A 22,990-nucleotide genomic window follows, 5' to 3' on the forward strand; every position below is an offset into this window, starting at 1 on the left:
TTACCTTTGTAGCAAGTCTTGAATATCTTTAGTCAGCATTTCCTCTACAATTGCCCCGCGGTAACTCTGTTGCAACACACCCTCCTTATTGTATAGCAAAAAGTAGGGCATTTTCCACGTGTCAGTTTGTAAGAACACGCTCAAGCTAGAGAGATCCGTGATGGGATTGAGTAGAGTGAACTTAGGGGTATAGGCCTTGACATAGTGCTGGACTTGCTTAGGCGCGTAGGGCCTATCTAACACCCCCACAAAACGCACGGTCTTAAACGAGCTAGCTAGGTGATTAAGTAAGGCGCTGTAGGGCACAAACTTAGGCTCTAAGCCCAAAAACGCCAATAGCACGGGTGCATTGGGCGCGGGCTGGATTTTTAACCCCCCTGGTGTGCGCTCAAAACGCATGCTCTGTGAGTTTTGATCAGAAAACTCCCATGTCTTGGGGAGATTAGGGGCAGGGGCGGTACTCTCTTGAGATACTTGATTCTGCGTGTCTTTATGTTTGCGATCCGAACAGCCTGTTAGAAGCAATAAGCCTATCAAAAGCCAGCCACATCTTAGAGCCACTTGATCGCGCTCTCTTTAGACTTACGGGCCTTGCGCGTGATCTGCATAGCACTTTTGCCCATTGCGATCAAACAGGCAATCTTGGGCGGATTACAATGGGCACGCAACACCTTGCCCACCCCCACTGGGTCAAACCCTCCGATAATGCAAGTGTCCACACCCAACAACGCCGCGCTCAGACACATCTGCCCCACAGCGATATAGCATTGCTCTTTGAGATAAGCATCGATGAGCACCCCATCGCCCTGCAAGCGATCTTTAAACAAAGAAGCCACCCCATTCACCACGCGATCGCGATACTCAGGTTTGCAAAACCCGCTCAAATACCCCGCATTGATCGCGCTAGAGTGCATATAACCCACCACGACCAGCGCGCTAGCGTCATGGATCATTTGGTCGTTATAATAGACATGGGGCAGGAGCTGGTTTTTACGCGCGCCTCTCAAGACTAAAAACTCCCATGGCTGGGTGTTATAAGAACTGGGGGCTAGCCTGCCTGCTTCCAAAATTGTTTCTAATAACTCTTTAGGGAGATGGTATTTAGAATCAAATTTCTTAGCAGAAAAACGGCGGTGCAACAAAGTATGTACCGTATCTAAACTCAAAAACGCGCGATCCATAAAAGCTCCTTCAAATATAAAGGCGCATTATAATACAAAAAGGCAAATTCTAACCCCCACAACTCCCCCATTTGCCATATTCTTCTGCCATGCGCTGCTTGATCTAGGCAAGTCATTTCATGGCTTCTTGATGGAGCTTAGGGCTCTTGCACGAATCGTAACCCCCACACCACCCCCAGCAAGGCTATAGCAAAATGCCCCACCACGACATAACCCACGGGCATTAGGGCTAGTTCAACACTACTCAAGGCTAAAACCCCCACGGAGGCCAATCTAGAAACACTGGATTTTAAAGAGATCAAAGAAGAAATTTTCTCAGCAGAGACACCAAGGGAAAAATGGTAGTCCACATAGTAGCCAACCCATGTGAACACCCCCACCACCACGGCATATAAGAGAATGTATACGAGGGGCAGGGGGCTTAAAAGCCCTATAAGTACAGGCAAGAGCCCCAATAGCCACCATAATTTTTGCCCCTGTGCTGTGTGAACGGGGATGAAATGCACCAAGACTCCCAAAATCTGAAAACCCACATAGAAGTAAAACAAATGCGCTGAATCGATGTTTTGAGCTAAGAAATACGCCTGCCAAAGTTGGAAATGAGTTTGGAAAAACACTTGCAACACTAAGCTGCAGATCATCAGATTTTTTAATTGGGGCTTATGGCGTAACTCCATAAAACCCTCTTGGACATGTCTTTTTAAAAGCGCCAAGCTTTTGCTATGCGCCAAGCCCTCCCTCTCTATAAACCCCAGCCCCACCACTGCGATACACAAGCCCAACAAGAGCAAGGCCACCACATACATAGAAGCCCCATAGCGTACATAAAGAAACGATCCTAACACACTCCCCACAACCATGCCCAAAAAACTCAGCTGTCTCCCCGTGGCGATAAATTTAGAGAGATTGGCCTTTTGTGTTTTGATGGCATTGGTCAGGCTAGCGTCTATCGTGCCCGAATCTAGCGCGCTGGCTAGCCCATAGAGCCCCCAAGCCACAAGCATCCAAAAAAAGCCCTCGCATAGCCACACAAGGCTAAAACTCAAGAGCAACACCAATTTAGAGCCAATGAAGAGGAACTTGCGCCGCATTAAGTCGGCTAAAACCCCGCTGGGGTATTCTGCCAACAACACCGCCATGCTATAGATCGCCTGTACCCACATAATTTGGGCCAAAGAGAGCCCCTTAGCCAAGAGCAAGGGGGTCAAAATCGCATGGGGTAACGCCTGCGCGCTCACAGCCAAGAAATTAGCCACATAGTAGATGAAAATATTGCGTTTTAGGGGCATAAGAGGTCTTTAAAAGGGCATGGTCGGAGTAGCGGGATTCAAACCCACGACCTCACCCACCCCAAGGGTGCGCGCTAATCAGGCTGCGCCATACTCCGTTCCCAAAAAGTCGCATTCTACCCCCATGCCCATTAATTTTAACTTAAAGCCAACACGCAAGTGTTATAATGCCCTTGAGTCAAGTTTGGAGGAAATACCATGTTCACTTCTTTAGCACGCGCGCTGGGGCTGGTTTGCTTGTTGCTAGTCTTTGGGCTTGCGCATGAGTTTAGAGAAATCCATGTCGCTGGAGCGGCCAATCTCACAAAGGCGTTACAAGCCCTGCAAAAAGCCTTTTTGAAACACCACCCAGATGCCAAGGTGCGTTTGAGTTTTGGCTCTTCGGGCAAGTTGTATAACCAAATCCATCAGGCGCGCCCTTTGATCTCTTCGTGAGCGCGGATAAAAAACGCCCCCTACGCTTGCTAGAGGATAGAATCACCCCCTACTCTGTGAAGGTTTATGCCAAGGGGGTATTGGTGTTGTGGAGCAAGACGCGTCCTGTACCTTCTTTGGACGTATTGCAAGGCGCGTTTGAGCATTTGGCCATCGCTAACCCCGCTCTAGCCCCCTATGGCAAAGCCAGTTTGGAAGTGTTAGACAAACTCCACCTTAAGGACAAACTTAAGGGCAAAATAATACTGGGCAATTCCATTGCCCAAGCTAACCAATATGTCGCCAGCGGGGGAGCACAATTGGGCTTTAGCGCGCTCTCTTTGATGGATCGCGCCGATGTGAAGCATTACTACATCATCCCCAAGCAATACTATAGCCCCATAGAACAGGCACTAGTACTCACCAATGAAGGGGGCAAAAAACCCCTAGCTAAGGCCTTTGAAAACTTTATTTTAGGAGCAGAGGGCAAAGCGATTTTGAAAGATTATGGCTATATCGTGGATTAGTGGATTCTAGTTTTTTTACCACCCTCAAGCTCACCTTTGCGCTGGCTTTTTGCACTACTCTCATTTTATTCCCCATTGGCTTAGCTCTAGGTGCTTATTTAGCTCACAAAAAAGGCGCGTTAAAAACTTTACTAGAAACCCTCACATGGATGCCCCTAGTCCTGCCTCCTAGTGTGCTGGGTTTTTATCTCTTATGGACGTTCGCGCCCAGTAGCCCCCTAGGGGAATTTTTGCAAGAACATCTGCATCTGCGTCTAGCCTTTAGCTTTCAAGGGCTGGTACTAGGCAGTGTGATCTTTTCTCTACCCTTTATGGTCAACCCCATCCAGCATGCCCTAGCCAACTTACCCCCCTCTCTCAAGCAAGCTAGCTATACACTGGGCAAGGGTAAACTCTCCACCTTTTTTAAGGTACTCTTACCCAATATCAAACCCAGTCTATATTTAGCCATCACCACCACTTTTACCCATACTATCGGGGAGTTTGGGGTGGTGATCATGTTAGGCGGGGACATTGAAGGGCAAACGCGCGTAGCCAGCGTGGCGATCTTCATCGCCTCTGAAGCCAATGACAACGCGTTAGCCAACCAATACGCCCTAGTGCTCTCAGGGGTGAGCTTCGCCTTGCTCTTTGGCTTGCTTTGGTGGCAAAGACGCGCGCGCATGTTCTAATAGATAAAAATTTCTGTGTTCAAAACTTTGCGCTGTGATCTCTATGCTAATGGGCGCGTCTTTGAGCGTTTCTAAAGTGTCTAACACCACGATGGGCTGGGTACTCTCTACGCCTACAAGCCTTTCGCGTATGTAGAGCTCCTCCTCATAGCGCAGTTTCAAACCCGTTAAGGGTGTGGGCACTCTTGAGAGTAAAGTTGCCACACCCCTTGTGTCTAAAAAGAGTGTGTCGTCCTTGCAAGAAAGCCCCACTTCTAACGCTATCTCTGGAATCTCTAGGTGGTGTTGTTTGGCCAGTAGACTCTGCGCAAAGGTGGGCTTAAGGGTGATAGTATGGATTTGTACATCTTTAAGAGTGGCTTTTTTGCCCATGGAGTGGTTTAAAATATAGCTAGAAAGAGGCACACCTCCCACACGCACCAGCGCGCCCAAGAGTATGTAAGCTTGGGTACTGTGTTGCAATAAGGAATAATCTAGTCCGCGGGTTTCTAGGCGATCGCGCTGTTTAAAGAGCTCTAGACGATGTTGGATACTGGAGGGTTGGACCTGCCCACTCAAGGGGCTAAGGAGTTCTATACAGGGTTTATTTTGGGCTTGCCTTTGGGCATTGAGGGCGAATTGACAGCCACAATAATTTTGGCGATAGAGCTTGTCGCGCTTGGCTAGGGCGTTTTGGCGCTCCACTCCTCCCTGTGCGCGCACATTGTGGTAAATAAAGCGCAGATCATAGCGCGCCCCAATAGCCTCTCCTTGTGCTTTCAAGATCGCCTGTTCTTTCATGGGGCTGGAGAGCAATGTCGTGCTAAAAGCCCCAATGCCCAGCATTAAAGCCATTTTTGCGCACGCCTCCAAGCGTACATCAAAGCAGACATTGCACCGCGCGCCCTTTTCGCGTTCTTGTTCTAAACCTTGAATCGCTTCTAACCATGCTTCTAGCGCATAATCCCCCTCAATGAGCTCCATATGGAGCTTTTGGCAGGAACGGCGCACATCTGCTAAACGCAACAGATATTCTGCATGGGGGTGGATATTGGGGTTGTAAAAAAAGCCACTAAATTGGGTGGCAGGGTAGAGCTTGCGCAGTTCTTGCAAAAAATAATGGCTATCCACAGAGCAACAGATATGTACCAGCATGCGATCACAAGTCATTTTTTAAGCACCATGTACACATAGTAACCCACCCCTCCTAACAACACACCTATCAGAAAGATGAGTAAAAGATCGTCTAAAAGCCCCATCAACACCCCTTTGTATTCCCCCCCATTATAGCCAAACTCTGCCTATTTATCTTTAGTGTATTTGCGCTACAATGTTGACACCATTCTTAAAGAGGGCCTAAAATGATCGCTTTGCAAGAAACCGCTACCTATGTCCCCTACCCCCTAGCCCTGTATAGCCAGCTCCAAGGGCCCCACACCCTATTATTAGAGAGCGCACACACGCAGAGTAAGGCGCACACCAAGTCCATCATTCTAAGCCACGCGTGCGTGCAGTTGCGCGCACAAGACCAACAAGTGTGTTTGAATGCGCTAACTCCTAATGGCCAAGCCCTCCTGCAAAAACTCAGCCCTGTTCTACAAACCCCTCTTAAGGACTCCAGCCTCCAGCTACACTACCCCAAGACCCACGGCCTTCAAGACGAGTTTTCTAAACTCTTTACCCCCAGCCCCCTAGACGCGCTGCGCGCGATCTTACAGAATGTGCGCCCCAATTCTAGCCACCCCCTAGCCCTCTTTTGTGCCGGACTGTTTTCCTTTGAGATGGTACATTATTTTGAAACTCTCCCCACTTTAAGCGCACAGGAAAATAGCGCGCCAGATTATCTCTTTTATCTTGCCCAAACCCTTCTTGTGATCGATCACAAAGCGCGCACCACCCAAATTTTAGGCGCGTGCTTTGATCCAACCTACCGGCAAGATATACAAACAGATATGCAAGTTTTAGCCCAGCTAGCCCAAGAGAGCCAAGAGGACTTCACCCCCCACAAACACGCCCAAGATAGCGCGCTCCACACAGACTGCCCGGATATAGAATTCCAACAACGGGTGTTGCGCCTGCAAAATGCCTTGCAAGCTGGGGATATCTTCCAAGCGGTGATTTCTAGGGGCTTTAGCTTAAAATGTCAAGACCCCTTGAGCGCTTATTATCATCTCAAAGCGCGCAACCCCAGCCCCTATATGTTTTACATGCACACTCCAGATTTTACACTCTTTGGGGCTAGCCCAGAGAGCGCGCTCAAATACGATGCGCCCAGCCGTACCGCCCAAATTTGCCCCATTGCCGGCACGCGTCCGCGCGCACGCACCCCCCAAGGGGCGATCGATGTGGATTTGGACAACCGCATGGAATTGGAGTTATTGAGCGATGCCAAAGAGCGCGCCGAACATCTCATGCTCGTGGATTTAGCCCGCAACGATCTCGCGCGGGTGTGTTTGCCCAATACGCGCTTTGCTAACAAGCTCTTGCGCGTGGAGAAGTATTCCCATGTCATGCATTTGACTTCAGCGGTGCAGGGGGTGCTCAAGCCCAATTTGGACGCATTGCACGCCTTTTTAAGTTTTATGAATGCGGGTACTTTAAGCGGCGCGCCCAAAATCTCTGCCCTCCAGCTCATCGCGCAGCTAGAGGGCAAGCGGCGCGGATCTTATGGAGGGTCTTTGGGGTATCTGTGTGCTAATGGCTCTATGGACACTTGCATTGTGATTCGCGGGGCCTTTGTGCGCGATTCTTGGGCCTTTGTGCAAAGCGGCGCGGGCATTGTGCTAGAGAGCGATCCACTAGCCGAGAGCGCAGAAACAAAGGCCAAAGCCCAAAGCGTGTTAGAGGCCATCCAAAGGACATATGCATGACCATCTTCTTTGTAGATAATTTTGACTCGTTCACCTACAACTTGGTTTACGAGTTGGAGAGCTTAGGACATGATCTCAAGGTGTATCGTAACGACACCCCTGAACAAGAGTTGCACGCATTCATGCGCGCCCAAAAAGATCAGGTGCTTCTGTGCATTTCGCCTGGTCCTGGTACCCCTGAACAATCCGGACGGCTCTTACCCTTAATTGATTGTGTGCGGGGTGAGTTTCCCATTTTGGGGATTTGCTTGGGATTGCAGGCCTTAGCACAGAGTTATGGGGCGCGAGTAGGGCCGTGTGCGCACATCATGCATGGCAAGAGCTCGTGCATTGTACTAGAACCTTTTGAGGCCTTTGAAGGCTTGGGAGAGAGTTTGCAAGTGGCGCGTTACCACTCCTTAAAAGCCTATGATCTGCCCGCTAGCTTGCAGGTGATCGCCCATTATCAAGACATTGTCATGGGGGTTTATCACCCTCAAGACAATGCCCTAGCTTATCAATTCCACCCAGAGAGCATCATGACTCCCAAGGGCACACAGCTTTTAAAACAGAGCGTGGCCTTTTTGCAAAAACGTGCGCTTAAACCTTAGAAATTGTAGACATAGTTGGCAAAAATGGCGATTGTGCGTCTAGAAGTGAGGGCTTTTGCCATGTCTGAATACTGGGTATTCATGGTACTACACTGGTCATTAGAGTATGTCAACAAAACCTTGTGGTCTTTGTGGATTGCACATGTGGGACTCTGCGCAACTGCTACCAGCAATACTTTTGGAATACTTTTAGCTTTTTTGCAATACCCTAGTTGATAACAAGGAGTCTTATGGTTTTTAAAATCAAAACAAAGAGTTTGGTGCTCTCAGCCTTAATGGTAGTTGGTGCCACTCAGGTTGCCCAAGCGGGCGAGAAAAACGGCTTTTTTCTAGGGCTTGGTTACCAACAAGGTAAAGGTGGGGGGGGCGAATACAAGAAAGCCCTATCGAGCGGATTCCCTCTCTATGGTCTAAGCGCGCAGGTGGGGGGTGTGGGCTTTGCCAATAAATGGTTTGGCGGGCAGGTTTATGCTTTCTTTGATTGGGACAATAGTGCTCTCTTTGATGATTGGCGCATTTGGGAGAAGTTTGGGAAGAAACCCACTGGGGGCAAATGGGATGTTTATGCCTATGGTGGGGCTGCAGATATGATTGTCAATATCATCCCTGCAGATTCCTTTTCTCTTGGCCTAGTGGGGGGTATCCAATTAGCGGGCAACACTTGGAGCTACAATAACTTTTCTCATAGCGGTTTCCAGTTTCTTTTCAATGCAGGCGGTCGAATCCGCCTTAAAGAACATGTGGCTGTGCAAGCCGGAATAAAGTTTCCCATGATCCCCCAAAAACTTACAGCAGATATAAAAGATATCAGACGCTATGTGTGGTATGTCAATTTTAACTATATTTTCTAGGACAGGTTAATCGCGTCTAAAACACTAGGCTTGATTTTCAGGCTCTAAATGGATGGACACGATTTCGCTCTTAGTAAAAATGCGCACAGGCGGCCCCCAAAAGCCACAGCCACTACTCACAATCATTTGGCAATCTTTCAAATGATAATGCCCATAGATGTATTTTTGATCCAGCCACACTAAGAGGCTGAAGGGGAATATCTGTCCGGCATGGGTGTGTCCGCATAAGAGCAAATCAGGTTTTTGCTCTAAATGTGTTAAGGATTTGGGTTGGTGGGAGAGTAAAACGCTAGGCAGATTGGGGTTGGCTTGGGTAAAGATAGTCTTAAAGTCGGGTTCAAAACGCTTAAAGCGATACCCTATCAGGTCATTTACCCCCATTAGATTAAGCCCCGCAACTTGGACACTCTCATTTTGCAGGACGCGTAAATGATTCTTTTGAAACACTTTAACAAGCGCATCCACCCCGTGGTAATATTCATGGTTGCCCAGCACACAATACACGCCATATTTAGATTGGATACTTTTAAGCGGGGTTAAATCCTTTTGTACCAACTGAGCCTTCAAATCCGCCAAGTCCCCCACAATCACGACGATATCCGGATCAAGCGCGTTAATACGATCGACAATCTTTTGCAAGTAATCTTTTTTAAGATACGCCCCTATATGCACATCGCTGATCATCACAAGGTGGCACGCTTCTTTTAAATTTTTTAGCTTTACACTGCGCCTTGTGATCACAAGATTGGTTGAATTGTAAAAGCCCTTTGCCATAGAGGTAAAGAAAACCCCTAGTAGACCTATATCCAAGAGTTTTTTAAGGCTTTGGCGTTTGTGTGTGTCTGTGCTTTGACGCAGAGTTGTGAGCGCAATGGGGTGCAATAATAGCAGGCAGAAGAGAATAAAACTTGCGGCCATGCTCATCCCGCCTAGGGCATACAAGAAGGTATGTAACGCCTCCAAATGGGCAAAAACTTTCGTCTGCACGACCCGATAGAGAATGTTTAAACCATACAGACAAATAGGCAGAAAGCGCAAAAAGGGATAGGTAAACTTCCTTAGCCTCAGATAGCTAAAGAGGTTCATGCAAAAGAAGACAAAAAGAAAAATTAGAGTAAAAGTTGTCACGCTCATTAGGGGCGGGTTTTACCATGTTTATTGGCAAAGATCAAGACAGGGTTACAAGAACATGTTTAAATACTTTAAAGAAGTTTAACCTCGGGCAAAAAAGGTCTAGGGAGAAAACTAGAAGTTACTCTTACCCTTGCGCGCGCCGATTGTTAGTTTTAGCATGACGCAACTTTTTGCCAAAATGAAAATGAAAGAATTCTTTAGCAAAAGATTAAGAGGTATGCCAACCTCCTTGTTGAGCAAATATCCCGCTTAACTGTTTTTAAAGTCTTGCACTAAAGCCTCTTTGATGGCGTTACGATTCTTTTCTTTGCCCCCTAGATGGTAGAAATGATCTAATAGCTCTATCTGATGTTCTTGATAGCGGTGAAGATATGGATTGGTTCTGTATGTGTTGCTATGCCAAGTAGAAAGCAAAAAACTAGCTTGTGTGTGTTCAAGCAAGTCATAGAGTGTTTCCTCGTACTTAGGACTCCACAGACTAAAATAGTCAGCATGTCTGCCAATGTAGGGGGGATCGCAGTAAATCAAGTCACCCTTTTGTGCCTGTTTAAAAATTTGCATAAAATTACAGCAGAGAAATGTGTAGTCGTTTTGAGCTATACGCTCACTGACCCATTTAACTTGATTTGTGATTTTTGTAATGTAAGCAGGGGCAAAACGGCGATCTTTCTTGCAATAGGGGACATTGAAATCCCCCCTAGAATTGAAACGCATCAATCCATTAAAACAACTGCGGTTAAGAAATAAAAAATCATGAGAGTCTTGGTTCTTATTAAATCTCTGCCGTATTTTTAAATAATGTGCCTGCCCTTCTTGTTCTAGTTTTTGACCCTCTTGGATTAAAAACGCACGCACCGAATCCTCAGTAAGTGTGCCTTCTTTAATTGCATTGTAAAAATTAATGATATGGGGGTTATTATCACTAAAAACCGCCACTTTGGGCATTAAATTAAGCCCAACTACGCCACTTCCCATAAAGGGTTCATAATAAACACCAACATCTAAAGTCTTAAAAACTTCTTGAATATAGGGGACAATTTTAGTTTTAATCCCTTGAATCTTCAAGGGAGGAATCCTTACTTTTTGGGATTCTAGCATGGCTTAATGCCTCGGTAGCGTAGATATGCATCAAGGTTGCGGATGGGCTTTTGAATCCCCGTAGGGTCTGTAATATTGATATACCCATAGTTCATCCAGTAATCGTCAAAAATCTCTTCGCCTAATTTTGCAAAAACTCCCCTTTCGTGTAAAATATCCGCAATCACTTTAATGCTCCCAATATTAGCGGTGTTCCCACTCCCACTTGTATCGCTGGCTATTTTATATTTTTCGACAAAAAACAATGTGAGATTTTTAATCACTGATGGGATACACTGCAAATCTTGCAAACCATAACGCTCCAATTCATTGACTTTGACGCGGTCATAAATGATCCCTAGACAGAAATGCCCTTTGTAACTCTTGTAAGGGAATTGGATATTTTTACACGATTCTCTGTTTCTAAAATATTCCCCATGCGAACCTAGAGTGAAGCCATTGCATAAATTCGGATTTTTTGCGTTGCGGTAGGTTGTTTTTAAATCAATGGCGTATTTTAGTGCTGGATTTGCCTTAGACACAAACGATAAATCTGGGTAATAGTTTTGATGGCTAGGCAAGACCACATCAAAACCACAATCTTCAGCAAATTCTAGGATATAGAGAAACATGTGAATCTCGAGAATCTTAGAAACCACTTTTGTGTCATTTGATAGAGAAAACAAACGCCTTTCACTATCGATAAACCCCTTGATTTTCCATTGGTGATCGGGCTGGCAAATCTGTTCCTTAAGCTTTTCTAAAAACATTCTAAAAGCCCTCATAAAATCCACTTTACACATAACTTGCCCCTAACCTGTAAATTATGTCCCCTTGCTCGCCAAATACTCCTCATAACTCCCCCTAAAATCGATCACCTTTGCGCCCTTGTTGCTAGGCACAAGTTCAATAATGCGATTCGCATACGCGCTAATGAGTTCGCGATCGTGGCTGACACAAATCAACGCCCCCTCAAATTTATACAACGCCTCGCCTAAAGCGATGATCGCCTCTAGGTCTAGATGGTTAGTGGGCTCGTCCAGCACTAAAAAATTGCCCTTTTCAAGCATCAGCTTGCTTAAAACCATGCGGTGTTTCTCCCCCCCACTCAGCGCATTAATGCTTTTTTCTTGCTCTGCCCCGCTAAAGAGCATGCGCCCTAAAGCGTTGCGCACCTCACCACTCTCAATCTTTTTATTGAAGTTAAAAAGCCATTGATACAGGCTTTCCTCCCCCTGAATGCTCTCGCTCACATCTTGGGGAAAATAGCCCCTTAGCACAGTCGCGCCCCATTTTACACTCCCACTATCTGGAGCCAACTCCTCTACTAGGATTTTACACAGCGTGCTCTTGCCCACGCCATTAGGCCCAATCAAGGCGATCTTATCTTTGGGGGCGATTTTTAGGCTGACATTTTTCAGCACCACCAAATCCCCATAAGACTTAGAAATCTGGCTACATTCTAAAGCTTCGTTGCCAATGGTGCGCTGAGGTTTAAAGACAATGCTAGGATCGCGCCGACTAGAGACCTCAATGCTTTGAATATCCAGTTTATCTAATTGCTTTTGGCGGCTAGTGGCTTGGCGCGCCTTGCTCGCATTGGCTGAAAAGCGCGCGATAAAGCGTTCTAGCTCCTCTTTTTCCTTGAGCTTTTTATTGCGTTCGGCTTCTTTTTGTTTGGCAATTAAAGTAGAGGCGATGTACCAATCATCGTAATTGCCGCTAAACTCTCTGAGCGTGTTAAAATCCAAATCTAAAATATGCGTGCAAACGGCGTTTAAAAAGTGGCGATCGTGGCTGATGATGACCATTGTGCCTTCATGGCGTTTCAAGTTCTCCTCTAGCCAAGCGATCGCGTTTAAATCTAGGTTGTTAGTGGGTTCATCTAGTAGCAAATATCAGGCTTGGGGAAGAGCACTTGAGCGAGCAGAATTTTAAATTTATCGCTGCTAGGTAGGCTTTGCATTAAGTCATTATGTCGCTGTGCGGGGATACCCAAATCCTCTAAGATTTTCTCTACCACCACCTCGCATTCATAAAGTGGGTCTTCTTGCACGCAAATCATCTCTAGTTCGGCCAAACGGGCATTGACCTTGTCATCGCTCAAATCCGCTTGGCTGTAGAGTTTTTCTTTTTCTTTGAGCGCGTCATAGAGGGTTTTATTGCCCATGAGTACCGCGTCTTTGAGACTGAATTCTTCAAAGGCATATTGATCTTGGCCTAAAACCCCTACTTTAAGCCCAGAACCCACGCTAATCTCCCCGCTGCTAGGCTCGATCTCCCCGGCTAAAATCTTTAAAAAGGTGCTCTTGCCCGCGCCATTGGCTCCAATCAGTCCATAGCGTTTGTGTGCGTCCAATGTGAGATTGACATTTTCAAAGAGCTTTTTAGTGGCATAGCGCATGCTAACTTGTGTGGCTTGTAACATGGTGATCCTAGTTTTTGGCTAAGTATAACTATTTTACATGAAAGCGCGCCTTTTTAATGCCAAAACTCAAAAGACTCAAGGCACTCAAAGCAAAAAGCGCGGCACACAGCCCGTTAAAATTGACATTTAAATGCGCCACCAGCCCGCCAACCAGAGAGGCAAAAGTGATCCCCACATTAAAAGAAGCCTCATTGAGCGCGATGGTGCTATCTTTTGTATTTGGGGTGAAGACGCGCCCTAGATGCCCGCTTAACATTTTAAGCGGGGCGATGCAAGCAAAGCCAAAGAAGCCAAAGCCCACCACATTGGCGATTAAAAACGCTTTGGGCAAGTGGTAACTAACACTCATCGCACTTAGGGCTAAAATCTGCATGGCGAGTAAAAAGCCTAAAGAGGCAAAGGAGCCCCTTAAATCCGCCAATTTGCCCCCAAAGAGATTACCCAACATGGCAGCCACGCCGTAGTATAAATAAATGTTGGTGATACTCTCTGGGCTAAAGTGGTGTTTCTCTAATAAAACCCGCAAGTAGATGTACACCACAAACATAGACCCACACGAAAAGGCAGTTACTAAAAAACCCTGCCACACAGGCACAAAGCCAAAGGCCACGCCTAGATTTTTAAAATTGGCTGGCTTGCTGGAGAATTTGGGCATGATGAATAAAGCTAGAATAGCGGCCAAAAAGGCTAAACAAGCCACCAAGGCAAAGGGCGCTAAGAGCCCAAAATGCTTGGCCACTAAAATACCCAAGGGCACGCCGGTTACTAAAGCGATGGTGAGCCCACTAGCCATTAAGCTCAATGCCATGCTGGTCTTTGCCTTAGGCGCAGCTTTTAGGCAAATGATGGTGGCGATGACAAAGAACAAGCCATGCATGAGCCCGCCGATAAAGCGCGCGATGAGCGCGCTTAGAAAACTATGGCTAAAAAACATGAGCGCATTGGAGAGCGCAAAGAGAGAAAGCGTAAAGATCAACTGGTTGCGGTAGTTAAAGCGCGAGATGGGCACGCTCACAAAGGGCGCGCCCACCACCACCCCCAAAGCATAAAGGGTGGCTAAATTGCCCACTTGGCTATCAGACACCCCGTAATACAGGCTTAGACTGGTTAAAATCCCCGAGACCAAAAACTCCGCCACGCCCAAACAAAAGCTAGACAGAGCCAATAAAGACACAATCCGCAAGTAATGCCGCACGCCACGCCTCTAAAAAGATAAATGGCGCATGTTAGCATGCTTTTTGCGCGCATTGGTGTATAATTTGGCTTTTGTAAGGAGTGTTTTTGTCCCTCAACCAACGATGTAAGAGCTTCTTAAAGCGTGCGATTCCTAAAAATTGGTTTCAATCTGCCAAACAAGCCTACAGCTTTGCCCTCTGCCTGCCCTCTCTTTCTTTTTATTGCCACCCCCAAAAATCAAAAGTCTTTGCTAAAATCGCGCCCCTTAAGAATGAGGACTATATCCAAGCTAACCGCTTGTACGGGGGGGGGGGGGGTAACTCTTAAGCCCTATAAACGCCAACTTTTAATCCCCGATAGAGCCTTACACAAGGGCTATTTTGAGCACGACCCCAAAGCTAGCGACCCTAAAAGCCCACTCAACCCTTGGGCATTCATCCGTGTGAAAAACGAGATCGCCACTTTAGAGGCGTGTTTGTACTCTATTTTGCCTGCCATCCAACGGGGCGTGATTGGCTATAACGATTGTGATGACGGAAGCGCAGAATACATCCTAGAGTTTTGCCAAAAGTTCCCCACTTTTATCCCAGTGGCTTACCCGTACGAAATTGTAACCCAAGACCCCCAAGATTTCCACCACCAACTCTATCACTACTATAACTATGTCCTCTCTTTTATCCCCAAAAACGCATGGATGCTTAAAATTGATGCAGATCACATCTATGACGCTAAGAAACTTTATCAGAGTTTTTATCATGTTTGGCATCAAAATCAAGTCCTGAGTTATTCTAGAATCCATCTTCGCGTTGTGGACCAACAGGTGTATGTGCACAATCTTTGTAATTTTGGATGGGTGGAAGCCCATGGCGATCACAACCTCTACTGCAACAAGCTGCATGCGTTTGTAGAATGGGATGCGGGCGGTAGATCCTTAGAACAACAGAGCTTTCAAAATCAAGTTTTCATACACGACCCAGAGCTCACCCAATGGCATTTCCCCTTTGTCAAAAAGCGCGCGCCCACATCGCCCAAAACCTAGAGTGGATTCCCCTAGAGGAGTTCAAAGCCCACCACGCCAAATTATTAGGCAAGCAGATAGACCCCAACATGCTAGACGAAGCGCGTATTTTAGAAATTTACGCCCAGTTCAAAGAAGTTTAAAATTTTTGTTTGCACAACGCGTCTAGGATCGCGTTGATGAGTTTGGGCGCGTTGTCCTCGCCATAGGTTTTAGAGAGTTCGATCGCCTCGTTGATCACCACTGCCGGGTTGGTGGGCGTGTGCAAGATTTCATAAGCCCCTAAGCGCAAAATCGCGCGCTCCATACTCCCCATGCGCGCCAAATCCCAATCTTTGAGCAGGGGGATCAAGGCATTATCTAGGGCGTTTAAATGCTTGAGCGTGCCCTCTAAAAGCTCTAGAGCAAAGCGTTGTTGGGCGTTTTTGATCTTCTTTTGGGCTAAAAAATCGGGGGCTTTGTGCAAGGCGGCTTCATTCCCGCTTTCATAGGCATAGAGCAAGCCCACCACCGCCTCTCTAACCTGACTGCGAGTCGCCATTAAATTTGGGGGTAGAGATTGAGCAATTCAATCAAGGTTTGCATGGCTTCAAAGCCCTTATTGCCTGCTTTAGTGCCCGCGCGCTCTAGGGCTTGTTCAATATTATCGGTGGTGAGCAGCCCAAAGCTCACGGGCAAGCCATATTTTAAGGTGGTGTTGGCAATGCCCTTAGTAGCCTCCGCGCTCACATAGTCAAAATGCGGGGTCGCCCCGCGAATCACCGCCCCCAACACACACACCCCATCGTATTTTTTAGAGGCTAAGAGCCTATCTAGCACAAAGGGCAATTCATAAGCCCCGGGGACTCTGATCACACTCAAAAGGGCTAAATTGCCCCCATGCCGTTTGAAATTATCCAGCGCGCCCTCTACTAAGCGATCGCTCACCAAATGATTAAAGCGCGAAGCCAAAATGCCAACTCTCTCATCTCCCTTGAGGCATAATTTGCCCTCAAGACTCTTAAACTCTGCCATTAATGTCCTTTATTGTGTTGCCATGCCTGCAAGCTGAGCAAATCTTCTACTAGGGGGGCTAATTGCGCGGTGGGGATCATATTAGGTCCATCGCTCAGGGCGTTTTCTGGGGTCAAATGCGTTTCCATAAAAAAGCCATCTACGCCCACAGCTGCACTTGCGCGTGCTAAATAAGGCACAAAGGAGCTATCCCCCCCGCTCTTGCCCTGCGCCCCCCCGGGCATTTGTACGCTATGAGTGGCATCAAAGATCACCGGAGCAAAGGCGCGCATGATGACCAAAGAGCGCATGTCCACAACCAAATTGCCATACCCAAAACTCGCCCCCCGCTCGCATAAATAAATCCCATGTTCTAAACAAGTTTCATAAGTGGGGGTTTTATAGGGGTTTTTAGCGCGGGTGTTGAGGGCTTTGAGCGCGCTGTATTGCATGTCCTTAGGGTGCATAAACTGCCCCTTTTTGATATTTAAAACGCGCTTAGTCTGTGCAGCCGCGATAATCAAATCGGTTTGACGGCACAAAAACGCCGGGATCTGCAAGACATCCACCACCTCAGCCACCGCCCCCGCCTGCGCGCTTTCATGAATATCTGTAAGGAGCTTGTAGCCAAATTTAGATTTAATGCTATCTAGCATTTCTAAGCCCTTTGCAAGCCCGGGACCGCGATAACTCTCTAAACTGGTGCGGTTAGCCTTGTCAAAACTGGCTTTAAAATAAAAATCAATCCTAGGGTCTGTGGCTAGGGGCTGGAGCTCTTTAGCGATGGCTTCTAAGATCGCCATCTCTTCAATGACACAGGGTCCTGCGATCAACACGCACCGCGCGCTAGATTTTGACAAACTCTCATCCTTAAGTTGTATAATGGCGCATTGTAATAGCTTTTTGCTGAAAATACCACAAGGAAGTATGTATGCAACTCTGTCTAGCGCTGGATTTACCCGATAAACAAGCGTGTTTGTGTTTGCTAGAACAACTCAAGGGGCTAAATCTGTGGGTGAAATTGGGCTTAAGGGGCTTTGTGCGCGAAGGTCCTGCTTTTGTGCAAGAAATCCAAAAAATGGGCTTTAAGATTTTCTTAGATTTGAAATTGCATGATATCAGCTATACCATGCAAGAAGCCGCGCTAGAGTGCGCTAAATTGGGTGTGGAGATGATCACCTTGCATGCGAGTGCTGGAGGGCGCGCGCTTGAGAGCGTGGTAGAAAAAATGCGCGCCTTGAGCCGTACGCCCTTGCTCATGGGGGTTACCATTCTGACTAGCTTAGACTCTTTAGAAGTGGAGCAAGTCTACCATGCCCCCTTAACAGAGCAAACCCTCCACCTTGCCAAACTCTGCTTTAGCAGCGGGCTAGATGGGGTGGTCTGCTCGGTGTTAGAGAGTCTAGCCATCAAGCAAGCCACAAAAGCGGATTTTCTCACCCTGACCCCGGGGATTCGCCCCAATGTGCAGGACACCCAAGATCAAAAGCGCGTGGGCACAATCCAAGACGCTTTGCGCGCTAGGGCGGATTTTATCGTGGTGGGTCGCCCCATTTACAACCACCCCAAACCCTCAGAGAGCCTCAAACAGATTTTAACACAAATGGAGGGTTTGCATGCAAGTGTGCACTAAGGCGAGCCAACTTGCCCCCTTTTGGGGGCAAGAAATCGGGTTTGTACCCACGATGGGGGCGTTGCACCCCGGGCATGCTAGCTTGATAGAGCAAGCCAAAGCGCAAAATCAAATCGTGGTGGTCTCTATCTTTGTCAATCCTACCCAATTTGCCCCTAATGAGGATTACCAAGCCTACCCTAGAACTCTGCAGGCAGATACTGCCCTGTGCGAGAGTTTGGGCGTGGATGTGCTCTTTACCCCAGAACCTGCACAGATCTACCCCTTTGGTGTGCTAGAGAGAATCACCCTCCAACCCCCCGCCTCTCTACTGGGCTTTGAGGCGGATATGCGCCCTAAACACTTTGAGGGGATGTTGCAGGTGGTGCTCAAACTCTTTAACTTGGTGCGCCCCAAACGGGCGTATTTTGGGCAAAAAGATGCCCAACAACTCCTCATTATCCAGCGCATGGTCGCTGATCTCTTTTTAGACATAGAGATTATGCCCTGCCCCATTGTGCGCGATGATGACGGCTTGGCGTTGAGTTCGCGCAATGTGTATTTAAACTCTGAGGAGCGTGCAACTGCGCGCAAAATCCCCCAAGCCTTGATGTGTATCCAAAAAGCGATTCAAGAAGGGGAGCGCGATAGTGCTCAACTCATCGCGTTAGGCTTAGAAGTGTTGCAAGGACTCAAGGTGCATTATTTGAGCGTGTGCGATCGCCAGCTAGCCCCCCTAGCCCAAATCCAACCCAACCAAACCTTGATTTTGTGCGCCGTGCAGGTGGGGGCTGTGCGCCTGTTAGATAATTTATGGGTGTGAGGGTGGCTTAACACCCATCAAAAGCCCCACCAGTGCGCCCAGCCATAAGTAAATATCCATAAAGAGCGTATAGGGCGTGGGGAGTGAGAAACACATTCCCCCTATAAGGACTAGCACAAAACACCCCCCCAATACCCGATCCACACAAAAGGCCACCCCCCCCCAAAGACATAAACTAGCCCACGCCAACCCAGGGGAAGCGTAAATAAAACTGATGGGCAAAAACCCAAGGTTATCTAAAAAGATCACCCCCCCAAAGATGCTTAAAAAGAGAAAAGCAGGGGGAGAAAAGCCTTTAAAGCCCACATATCTACCCCCCCACGCCCCCCCCACCACGAGCAAACCAAGCGCGCTCACTTTCCCAAATAGCCCCACGACCACCATGCCCAAGTTCAAAGAATTCCCAAAAGGCAGGGGGCAGATCAAAACCCCTGCCACCAGCAGCGCTTTTAAAAGGGCAAGAGAGCGCGCACGCGCGCCCACCAACCCCCCCGCTCCCAAAGCCAAACACACACTAGGAGCAAGCATTTCCATTAAAGGTTCTTGAGATACGCGCTGTTAAAACTAAGATGCATGATCGCGCGCCGATCTTTGGTGTAGAGAATATGTACACGCTGGCCCCACACCAACACACAGGGGTAGCTCACTTCGCCCTGAAGGCTTTGATCCAAGATGCTTAGGGGAGTGAAGTGGTTGGGCGCGCTGAGTCTTGCCAAACGCAAAGCGCTACGGCTTTTAGAGGAATGAGGCAGGGGCGCGTTATAAATCAAATAGAGAGTATGGTTAGCTTCAAAGAGGGCTAACGCATCGTCATAATTAGCCAAATTACTAGGCCTAGGAGGGTTCCATTGGGTGGGGGTTTGGCAGGTTTGGGTGTAGAATTTTCGATCCTTATGGCTTCTAAAGGCCATGAACGCACAAGTGTTGTAGGGAATCAACGTGGGTTGGAATTGGGCTTGGAGACTGTTGGGCTTGATGATGGCCTGCAGGCGCGCGCGCGCGTCAAATTTTAAGAGCAGGGCAAATTTGGCGGCCAATTCGTGATAAATCGGTAAGATGAAACCCCCATCTGTTGTGGGCACTGCGCTATGGCGCACCAAGTGGGAGATATTCAAAAAGGGGCTTAAGGGTAAGATGGCTTCAAAACGCCACATGGGGGTTTGTGGCGTAGAGATCAGGGGCGCGCTGAGTTGGTAGATCCTAGAAGTCGCCCAACCTCCCAAACTCACCCCCACCACAAAGAGATAGAGACGCTTGGCATGCACGTGTAACACTGGATTGCCCAAGGCTTTGACATAAATGCCTGCAAGTTGGCTGAGTGTGGGCGCGTCCAGCAAACTAAAGGGACCGCTCCAGTTTTGGGTTTTAAGAGTGTAGAGATGGGCATAAATGCGCACATCGCTTTGGGCTTCTGCGCTCCCCCCAAAGTAGGCAGCTAGCAAGTGGGTGGGTGAGAGGGCGATCAAACTGGAAGCGTGCACGCTTTGAACAGGGGGGGGCGTGAGGGTACGGCGTTCAAATAGCGCGGTAGGGCTATCTTGCAAGGGAGTTGGCGGCGCGAATTGATAGGGGGCAGGGGGGCTTTGGCCAAAAACACCAGTCCCAAGCCTAAAAAGACCGCAAGCCCCCATTTACGCATCAATGCGCCACTCTACAGCAAAGGGGGGGATGATGAGGTCTGGGATTGTGGGGATAGTGGGGGGGTGTTTGGATAGTGTGAGAGATTTTTTAGGGAGTTGGACACGCCGATCCAATTGGTAAATGCGTCTGGCGTTGTCGCTCACAAAGGCTTGCAGACGATCTAGGGCGTGGTGGATATCAAAAAGAGTTGTGAGTGCTTCTAAAAGGAGGGGCGCGCTAAAGATGCCAGCCGCGCAGGCGCAGGCATGCTTGTGCGCCAAAGAGTGGGGCGCACTGTCTGATCCAAAACACACCTTTGGGTGCGCGCTCAGGGCCAGTTGCAAAAGGGCTTCTTGGTCTTTGGGGGTTTTTAAAAGGGGTTTGCAAAAGAGATGGGGGTTTAAGCGCGCGCCTAATAGGGCATCTAAATGCCATGTGATGTGGTGCAAAGTGAGAGTGGCATAGAGATTGGGGTATTTTTCTAAAAGTGGGATGCTGCGCGCATCGCTCATATGCTCTAAGATAATGGGCAATTGGGGGAAGCGCGCACACAGGCTTTCTAAAATGGGGTGAAAGCCCACTTCACGATCCAGAACAAAATCCTGTGTTTCGGCATGCACGCACAGGATAAAATCTAAATCTTGGGCTGCGCGCAAAATCTCTAGAATCTTGGGGCTTAAAATATCAGCGACTCCTTGTGTAGAGTTGGTGGTAACATTTTGGGGGTAGAGCTTGATCAAGAAGAGCCCGTTGCGGCGCGCGTTTTCCAATTCTTGAGGCGACAAACTCTCTTGCAAATACAGCGCGACAAGGGGCATAAACTCTGTGCTCTGGGCTTGGATTTGGCGGGCGTAATCTAGGGCGCGCGCGGTGGTGTTGATGGGTTCTTGCAGGTTGGGCATCACCACTGCTGCGCTAAAGGCGCGCGCGCTAAAGGGGAGCACTTTGGCCAGCATTTCCCCTTCGCGCAGGTGCAAATGCATGTCTAGGGGGTTGTGTAACGTGAACATTAGCGGTAAATGAAGTAACGCACGCGGATACGAATAAGCGTGGTGGTGGTGGGGCGTGGGTAGTCCTTATAAGCGATGGTGATGGTCTTTAAAGTGTTGTCATCTAGGAGTTTATAGCCAGAAGCCATGATGATCTTTAAGCCCGTGATGTCCCCATTGGGGTGGAGGTAGAATTCCACCGCGTCCACGCCATCCTGCCCCAAATACCCGGCTGCGCTAGGGTATTCCAAATAGCGTTGGGTGATACGCCCAATCTCGCTCAAATTGCTCCTGATAAAGTCTTTTTCTGCCGTACCCAGGTCGCCAAATTCTTCGCCATACAGATCGTCAATATCCTTGCGGGTTTGGGTGTCTAAGCCTTTGTCTGCCTCATAGCTCTTATCTCTGGTGGGTTGTGTGGGGGCTTGTTCTGAGGGGAGGAAGGAGAGATTATTAGGGTTGAAACTCTCTTGAGCGTTCTGCTCTTTGGGCTGTTTTTTGACGCGTTCTTCTTGGGCTTGGTGCAGGGCCTTGTGTTGGCTTTGCATGGTGGTGCGTTCGCTCTTGCGGTGTGGGCTGTGGTGTTCACGGCGCACGTGGTGCTCGGCTTTGGGCTTGGGTTTTTCTACGGGCTTTTGGGCGGTGTGTTCTATAAGAGGCTTGGTGGGCGGAGTGGGCAGAGGGGCTGGGGGTAGAGGGGTGGTTTTTGGGGCGGCCCTAGAAGGCTTTTGTGCGCCTTGGGTGTGCTTGGTGGGGTCTAAGGAGCGTCCACGCTTGAGCACCAAGAGATTACTAGGATTGATTTTGACCAGCTTGGGCTGGTTGGGGCGGTAGTGGTGCAGAAACCACCACACGAGCCAGTATAAAAGCAGATGTAAGAGACAGGAGAGAGTCAGGGCAAGATAGAAATTGCGCGTGGAACGCCGGTCGTATAATTCTTTGTCTAGGGCTAGGGGTCGCTTAGACATACGAGCCTTTTAGCTTGGAGTGCCGTAGGCGTTCCTTGGTTTCTTCCATGAGATCTTCCTTAAGGCGCCCGGAGTCTTTATTCTTCAGCGAGAAATCTAGGGTAATCTTATCTAGCACCACGCTTTGGTTGGCGTTGAGTAAGATCAAATACAACTGGTTGCGTACCTCAACAGTAACGAGTTTGTGCGTGGCATCTAAGGGTTTGATAAAGGTAACGCTGGGCTCTAAACCCACTTTAGGAAAGAGAAACTGCTGGGTATTCTTGCGCTTGAGCCACCAAAGCACTAAGAGTAAAAAACCCAACACCAAGCAGATTTTCCACGCATAGTCCCATAGCATCCCATCGTCTCTTTTAGAGGGCAAGGGGGTGCTGTTGGGTTGGGGAGTGGTGTTTAAGGGGGTGAGTGTGAGGGGGAGGAACTCGAGGCGCAGGTAAGTCCTGTCCGCTGAGAGCTTGGCGCGCACACTAAATAAAGAAGCGCTCTTAGGCACGATGAACAACGCGCCATCTTTAGCGTAGATGTCTAAAGATCGCAAGGGGCCTTGATCGAAACGCTGCGTCTTGGGCGCAAAGGGAGTCATGTGCTGCAAGGTGATGGTTTGATCAGAGGCGATTTTAGGGGTTTGATTCAAGGGATTTTTAAAGAGTAAATTGAGCGCAACGCCGGCATGCTCGAGTGAAGAGACTTGGATCTGTTGCAAAACATTTTGGGCGCAACACCATGAGGAGAACGCCAACATGCACACCAACCACCCAACAAGCCGCGCCATAGATGAGA

The 22,990-nt window shown here is 48.3% G+C and carries 23 protein-coding genes, 1 tRNA gene and 3 pseudogenes; 9 read left to right on the forward strand and 18 right to left on the reverse strand.

The genetic code is table 11. The features are described 5' to 3' along the window. The 4 genes from EAO38_RS00440 to EAO38_RS00455 all read right to left on the reverse strand — a co-directional run bounded on the left by EAO38_RS00440 (nucleotide 1) and on the right by EAO38_RS00455 (nucleotide 2,568). A complete protein-coding gene (locus tag EAO38_RS00440) occupies nucleotides 1-561 on the reverse strand; it encodes a hypothetical protein (RefSeq protein WP_121020288.1) in 561 nt (186 codons plus the stop codon). Further along, nucleotides 552-1,181: an NAD(P)H-dependent oxidoreductase gene (locus tag EAO38_RS00445; RefSeq protein WP_121020289.1), complete on the reverse strand. Its 630-nt coding sequence runs from the start codon at nucleotides 1,179-1,181 to the stop codon at nucleotides 552-554. The genes EAO38_RS00440 and EAO38_RS00445 overlap by 10 nt, the downstream gene beginning before the upstream one ends. A gap of 137 nt (nucleotides 1,182-1,318) precedes the next feature. Further along, nucleotides 1,319-2,470: an MFS transporter gene (locus tag EAO38_RS00450; RefSeq protein WP_121020290.1), complete on the reverse strand. Its 1,152-nt coding sequence runs from the start codon at nucleotides 2,468-2,470 to the stop codon at nucleotides 1,319-1,321. A gap of 20 nt (nucleotides 2,471-2,490) precedes the next feature. Next, a tRNA-Pro gene (locus tag EAO38_RS00455) sits at nucleotides 2,491-2,568 on the reverse strand. A 100-nt stretch (nucleotides 2,569-2,668) separates the two neighbouring features. Between EAO38_RS00455 and modA the strand changes: the two are divergent. After that, nucleotides 2,669-3,411: pseudogene (modA, locus tag EAO38_RS00460) on the forward strand (molybdate ABC transporter substrate-binding protein). Continuing rightward, nucleotides 3,411-4,082, forward strand: a complete 672-nt coding sequence (gene modB / locus EAO38_RS00465) for a molybdate ABC transporter permease subunit (protein WP_121020291.1) — start codon at nucleotides 3,411-3,413, stop codon at nucleotides 4,080-4,082. Before modA ends, modB begins: the two are co-directional and overlap by 1 nt. Here the strand turns inward: modB and EAO38_RS00470 are convergent. Further along, nucleotides 4,017-5,231: an epoxyqueuosine reductase QueH gene (locus tag EAO38_RS00470; protein ID WP_235852436.1), complete on the reverse strand. Its 1,215-nt coding sequence runs from the start codon at nucleotides 5,229-5,231 to the stop codon at nucleotides 4,017-4,019. The two genes, modB and EAO38_RS00470, sit on opposite strands and share 66 nt — an antisense overlap. Nucleotides 5,232-5,422: 191 nt before the next feature. Between EAO38_RS00470 and trpE the strand changes: the two genes are divergently transcribed. From trpE to EAO38_RS00485, 3 genes are all read left to right on the forward strand, one after another. After that, nucleotides 5,423-6,931: an anthranilate synthase component I gene (trpE, locus tag EAO38_RS00475; RefSeq protein WP_121020292.1), complete on the forward strand. Its 1,509-nt coding sequence runs from the start codon at nucleotides 5,423-5,425 to the stop codon at nucleotides 6,929-6,931. After that, nucleotides 6,928-7,521 carry an aminodeoxychorismate/anthranilate synthase component II gene (locus EAO38_RS00480; RefSeq protein ID WP_121020293.1) on the forward strand — a complete coding sequence of 198 codons (594 nt, stop codon included), beginning with the start codon at nucleotides 6,928-6,930 and terminating at the stop codon, nucleotides 7,519-7,521. The genes trpE and EAO38_RS00480 overlap by 4 nt, the downstream gene beginning before the upstream one ends. 230 nt (nucleotides 7,522-7,751) lie before the next feature. Then, on the forward strand, nucleotides 7,752-8,372 hold the full coding sequence (locus EAO38_RS00485) for an outer membrane beta-barrel protein (protein WP_121020294.1): 621 nt from the start codon (nucleotides 7,752-7,754) through the stop codon (nucleotides 8,370-8,372). 24 nt (nucleotides 8,373-8,396) lie between these two features. Here EAO38_RS00485 and EAO38_RS00490 read toward each other — a convergent pair whose 3' ends face one another. From EAO38_RS00490 to EAO38_RS00510, 5 genes and pseudogenes are all read right to left on the reverse strand, one after another. Next, nucleotides 8,397-9,359: a metallophosphoesterase gene (locus EAO38_RS00490; protein ID WP_235852437.1), complete on the reverse strand. Its 963-nt coding sequence runs from the start codon at nucleotides 9,357-9,359 to the stop codon at nucleotides 8,397-8,399. Nucleotides 9,360-9,755: 396 nt separating this feature from the next. Continuing rightward, the gene (locus tag EAO38_RS00495) at nucleotides 9,756-10,571 is read right to left on the reverse strand and encodes a DNA adenine methylase (RefSeq protein ID WP_235852380.1); all 816 of its coding nucleotides are present in this window, start codon (nucleotides 10,569-10,571) and stop codon (nucleotides 9,756-9,758) included. A 26-nt stretch (nucleotides 10,572-10,597) separates the two neighbouring features. After that, complete coding sequence (locus tag EAO38_RS00500) at nucleotides 10,598-11,368, reverse strand: EcoRV family type II restriction endonuclease (protein WP_235852438.1); 771 nt, start codon at nucleotides 11,366-11,368, stop codon at nucleotides 10,598-10,600. A 39-nt stretch (nucleotides 11,369-11,407) separates the two neighbouring features. After that, nucleotides 11,408-13,011, reverse strand: a pseudogene (locus EAO38_RS00505) (ABC-F family ATP-binding cassette domain-containing protein). Between the two features lie 28 nt (nucleotides 13,012-13,039). Continuing rightward, nucleotides 13,040-14,206 (reverse strand): MFS transporter, encoded by a 1,167-nt coding sequence (locus EAO38_RS00510; RefSeq protein WP_121020297.1) that lies wholly within the window; start codon nucleotides 14,204-14,206, stop codon nucleotides 13,040-13,042. Nucleotides 14,207-14,292: 86 nt separating this feature from the next. Here EAO38_RS00510 and EAO38_RS08830 point away from each other — a divergent pair, with 86 nt between their 5' ends. Next, nucleotides 14,293-14,514, forward strand: a complete 222-nt coding sequence (locus tag EAO38_RS08830) for a hypothetical protein (protein WP_162982640.1) — start codon at nucleotides 14,293-14,295, stop codon at nucleotides 14,512-14,514. Next, nucleotides 14,459-15,348, forward strand: a pseudogene (locus EAO38_RS00515) (beta-1,4-N-acetylgalactosamyltransferase). The gene EAO38_RS08830 and the pseudogene EAO38_RS00515 overlap by 56 nt, the downstream one beginning before the upstream one ends. Here EAO38_RS00515 and nusB read toward each other — a convergent pair. Genes nusB through kdsA form a run of 3 tightly spaced genes read right to left on the reverse strand, consistent with a single transcriptional unit; the run spans nucleotide 15,345 to nucleotide 17,001 of the window. Further along, a complete protein-coding gene (nusB, locus tag EAO38_RS00520) occupies nucleotides 15,345-15,746 on the reverse strand; it encodes a transcription antitermination factor NusB (protein WP_104752735.1) in 402 nt (133 codons plus the stop codon). The pseudogene EAO38_RS00515 and the gene nusB overlap by 4 nt on opposite strands. Beyond that, on the reverse strand, nucleotides 15,746-16,219 hold the full coding sequence (gene ribH / locus EAO38_RS00525; RefSeq protein ID WP_121020298.1) for a 6,7-dimethyl-8-ribityllumazine synthase: 474 nt from the start codon (nucleotides 16,217-16,219) through the stop codon (nucleotides 15,746-15,748). Before ribH ends, nusB begins: the two co-directional genes overlap by 1 nt. After that, nucleotides 16,219-17,001 (reverse strand): 3-deoxy-8-phosphooctulonate synthase, encoded by a 783-nt coding sequence (kdsA, locus tag EAO38_RS00530; RefSeq protein ID WP_235852444.1) that lies wholly within the window; start codon nucleotides 16,999-17,001, stop codon nucleotides 16,219-16,221. The genes ribH and kdsA overlap by 1 nt, the downstream gene beginning before the upstream one ends. 128 nt (nucleotides 17,002-17,129) lie before the next feature. Here kdsA and pyrF point away from each other — a divergent pair, with 128 nt between their 5' ends. Continuing rightward, complete coding sequence (gene pyrF / locus EAO38_RS00535) at nucleotides 17,130-17,831, forward strand: orotidine-5'-phosphate decarboxylase (RefSeq protein WP_121020300.1); 702 nt, start codon at nucleotides 17,130-17,132, stop codon at nucleotides 17,829-17,831. After that, nucleotides 17,815-18,633, forward strand: a complete 819-nt coding sequence (gene panC, locus EAO38_RS00540; protein ID WP_121020301.1) for a pantoate--beta-alanine ligase — start codon at nucleotides 17,815-17,817, stop codon at nucleotides 18,631-18,633. Before pyrF ends, panC begins: the two co-directional genes overlap by 17 nt. Here panC and EAO38_RS00545 read toward each other — a convergent pair. Genes EAO38_RS00545 through EAO38_RS00565 form a run of 5 tightly spaced genes read right to left on the reverse strand, consistent with a single transcriptional unit; the run spans nucleotide 18,622 to nucleotide 22,982 of the window. Continuing rightward, a complete protein-coding gene (locus tag EAO38_RS00545) occupies nucleotides 18,622-19,167 on the reverse strand; it encodes a hypothetical protein (RefSeq protein WP_121020302.1) in 546 nt (181 codons plus the stop codon). The genes panC and EAO38_RS00545 overlap by 12 nt on opposite strands. Next, the gene (locus EAO38_RS00550) at nucleotides 19,167-20,264 is read right to left on the reverse strand and encodes an exo-alpha-sialidase (RefSeq protein ID WP_121020303.1); all 1,098 of its coding nucleotides are present in this window, start codon (nucleotides 20,262-20,264) and stop codon (nucleotides 19,167-19,169) included. The genes EAO38_RS00545 and EAO38_RS00550 overlap by 1 nt, the downstream gene beginning before the upstream one ends. Beyond that, nucleotides 20,265-21,263, reverse strand: a complete 999-nt coding sequence (pyrC, locus tag EAO38_RS00555; protein WP_121020304.1) for a dihydroorotase — start codon at nucleotides 21,261-21,263, stop codon at nucleotides 20,265-20,267. Then, nucleotides 21,263-22,210, reverse strand: a complete 948-nt coding sequence (locus EAO38_RS00560; RefSeq protein ID WP_121020305.1) for an energy transducer TonB — start codon at nucleotides 22,208-22,210, stop codon at nucleotides 21,263-21,265. The genes pyrC and EAO38_RS00560 overlap by 1 nt, the downstream gene beginning before the upstream one ends. Continuing rightward, nucleotides 22,203-22,982 carry a hypothetical protein gene (locus EAO38_RS00565; protein ID WP_235852440.1) on the reverse strand — a complete coding sequence of 260 codons (780 nt, stop codon included), beginning with the start codon at nucleotides 22,980-22,982 and terminating at the stop codon, nucleotides 22,203-22,205. The genes EAO38_RS00560 and EAO38_RS00565 overlap by 8 nt, the downstream gene beginning before the upstream one ends. Nucleotides 22,983-22,990: the final 8 nt, after the last annotated feature.

The organism is Helicobacter vulpis, from assembly GCF_003660395.1.
GTDB lineage: Bacteria > Campylobacterota > Campylobacteria > Campylobacterales > Helicobacteraceae > Helicobacter > Helicobacter vulpis.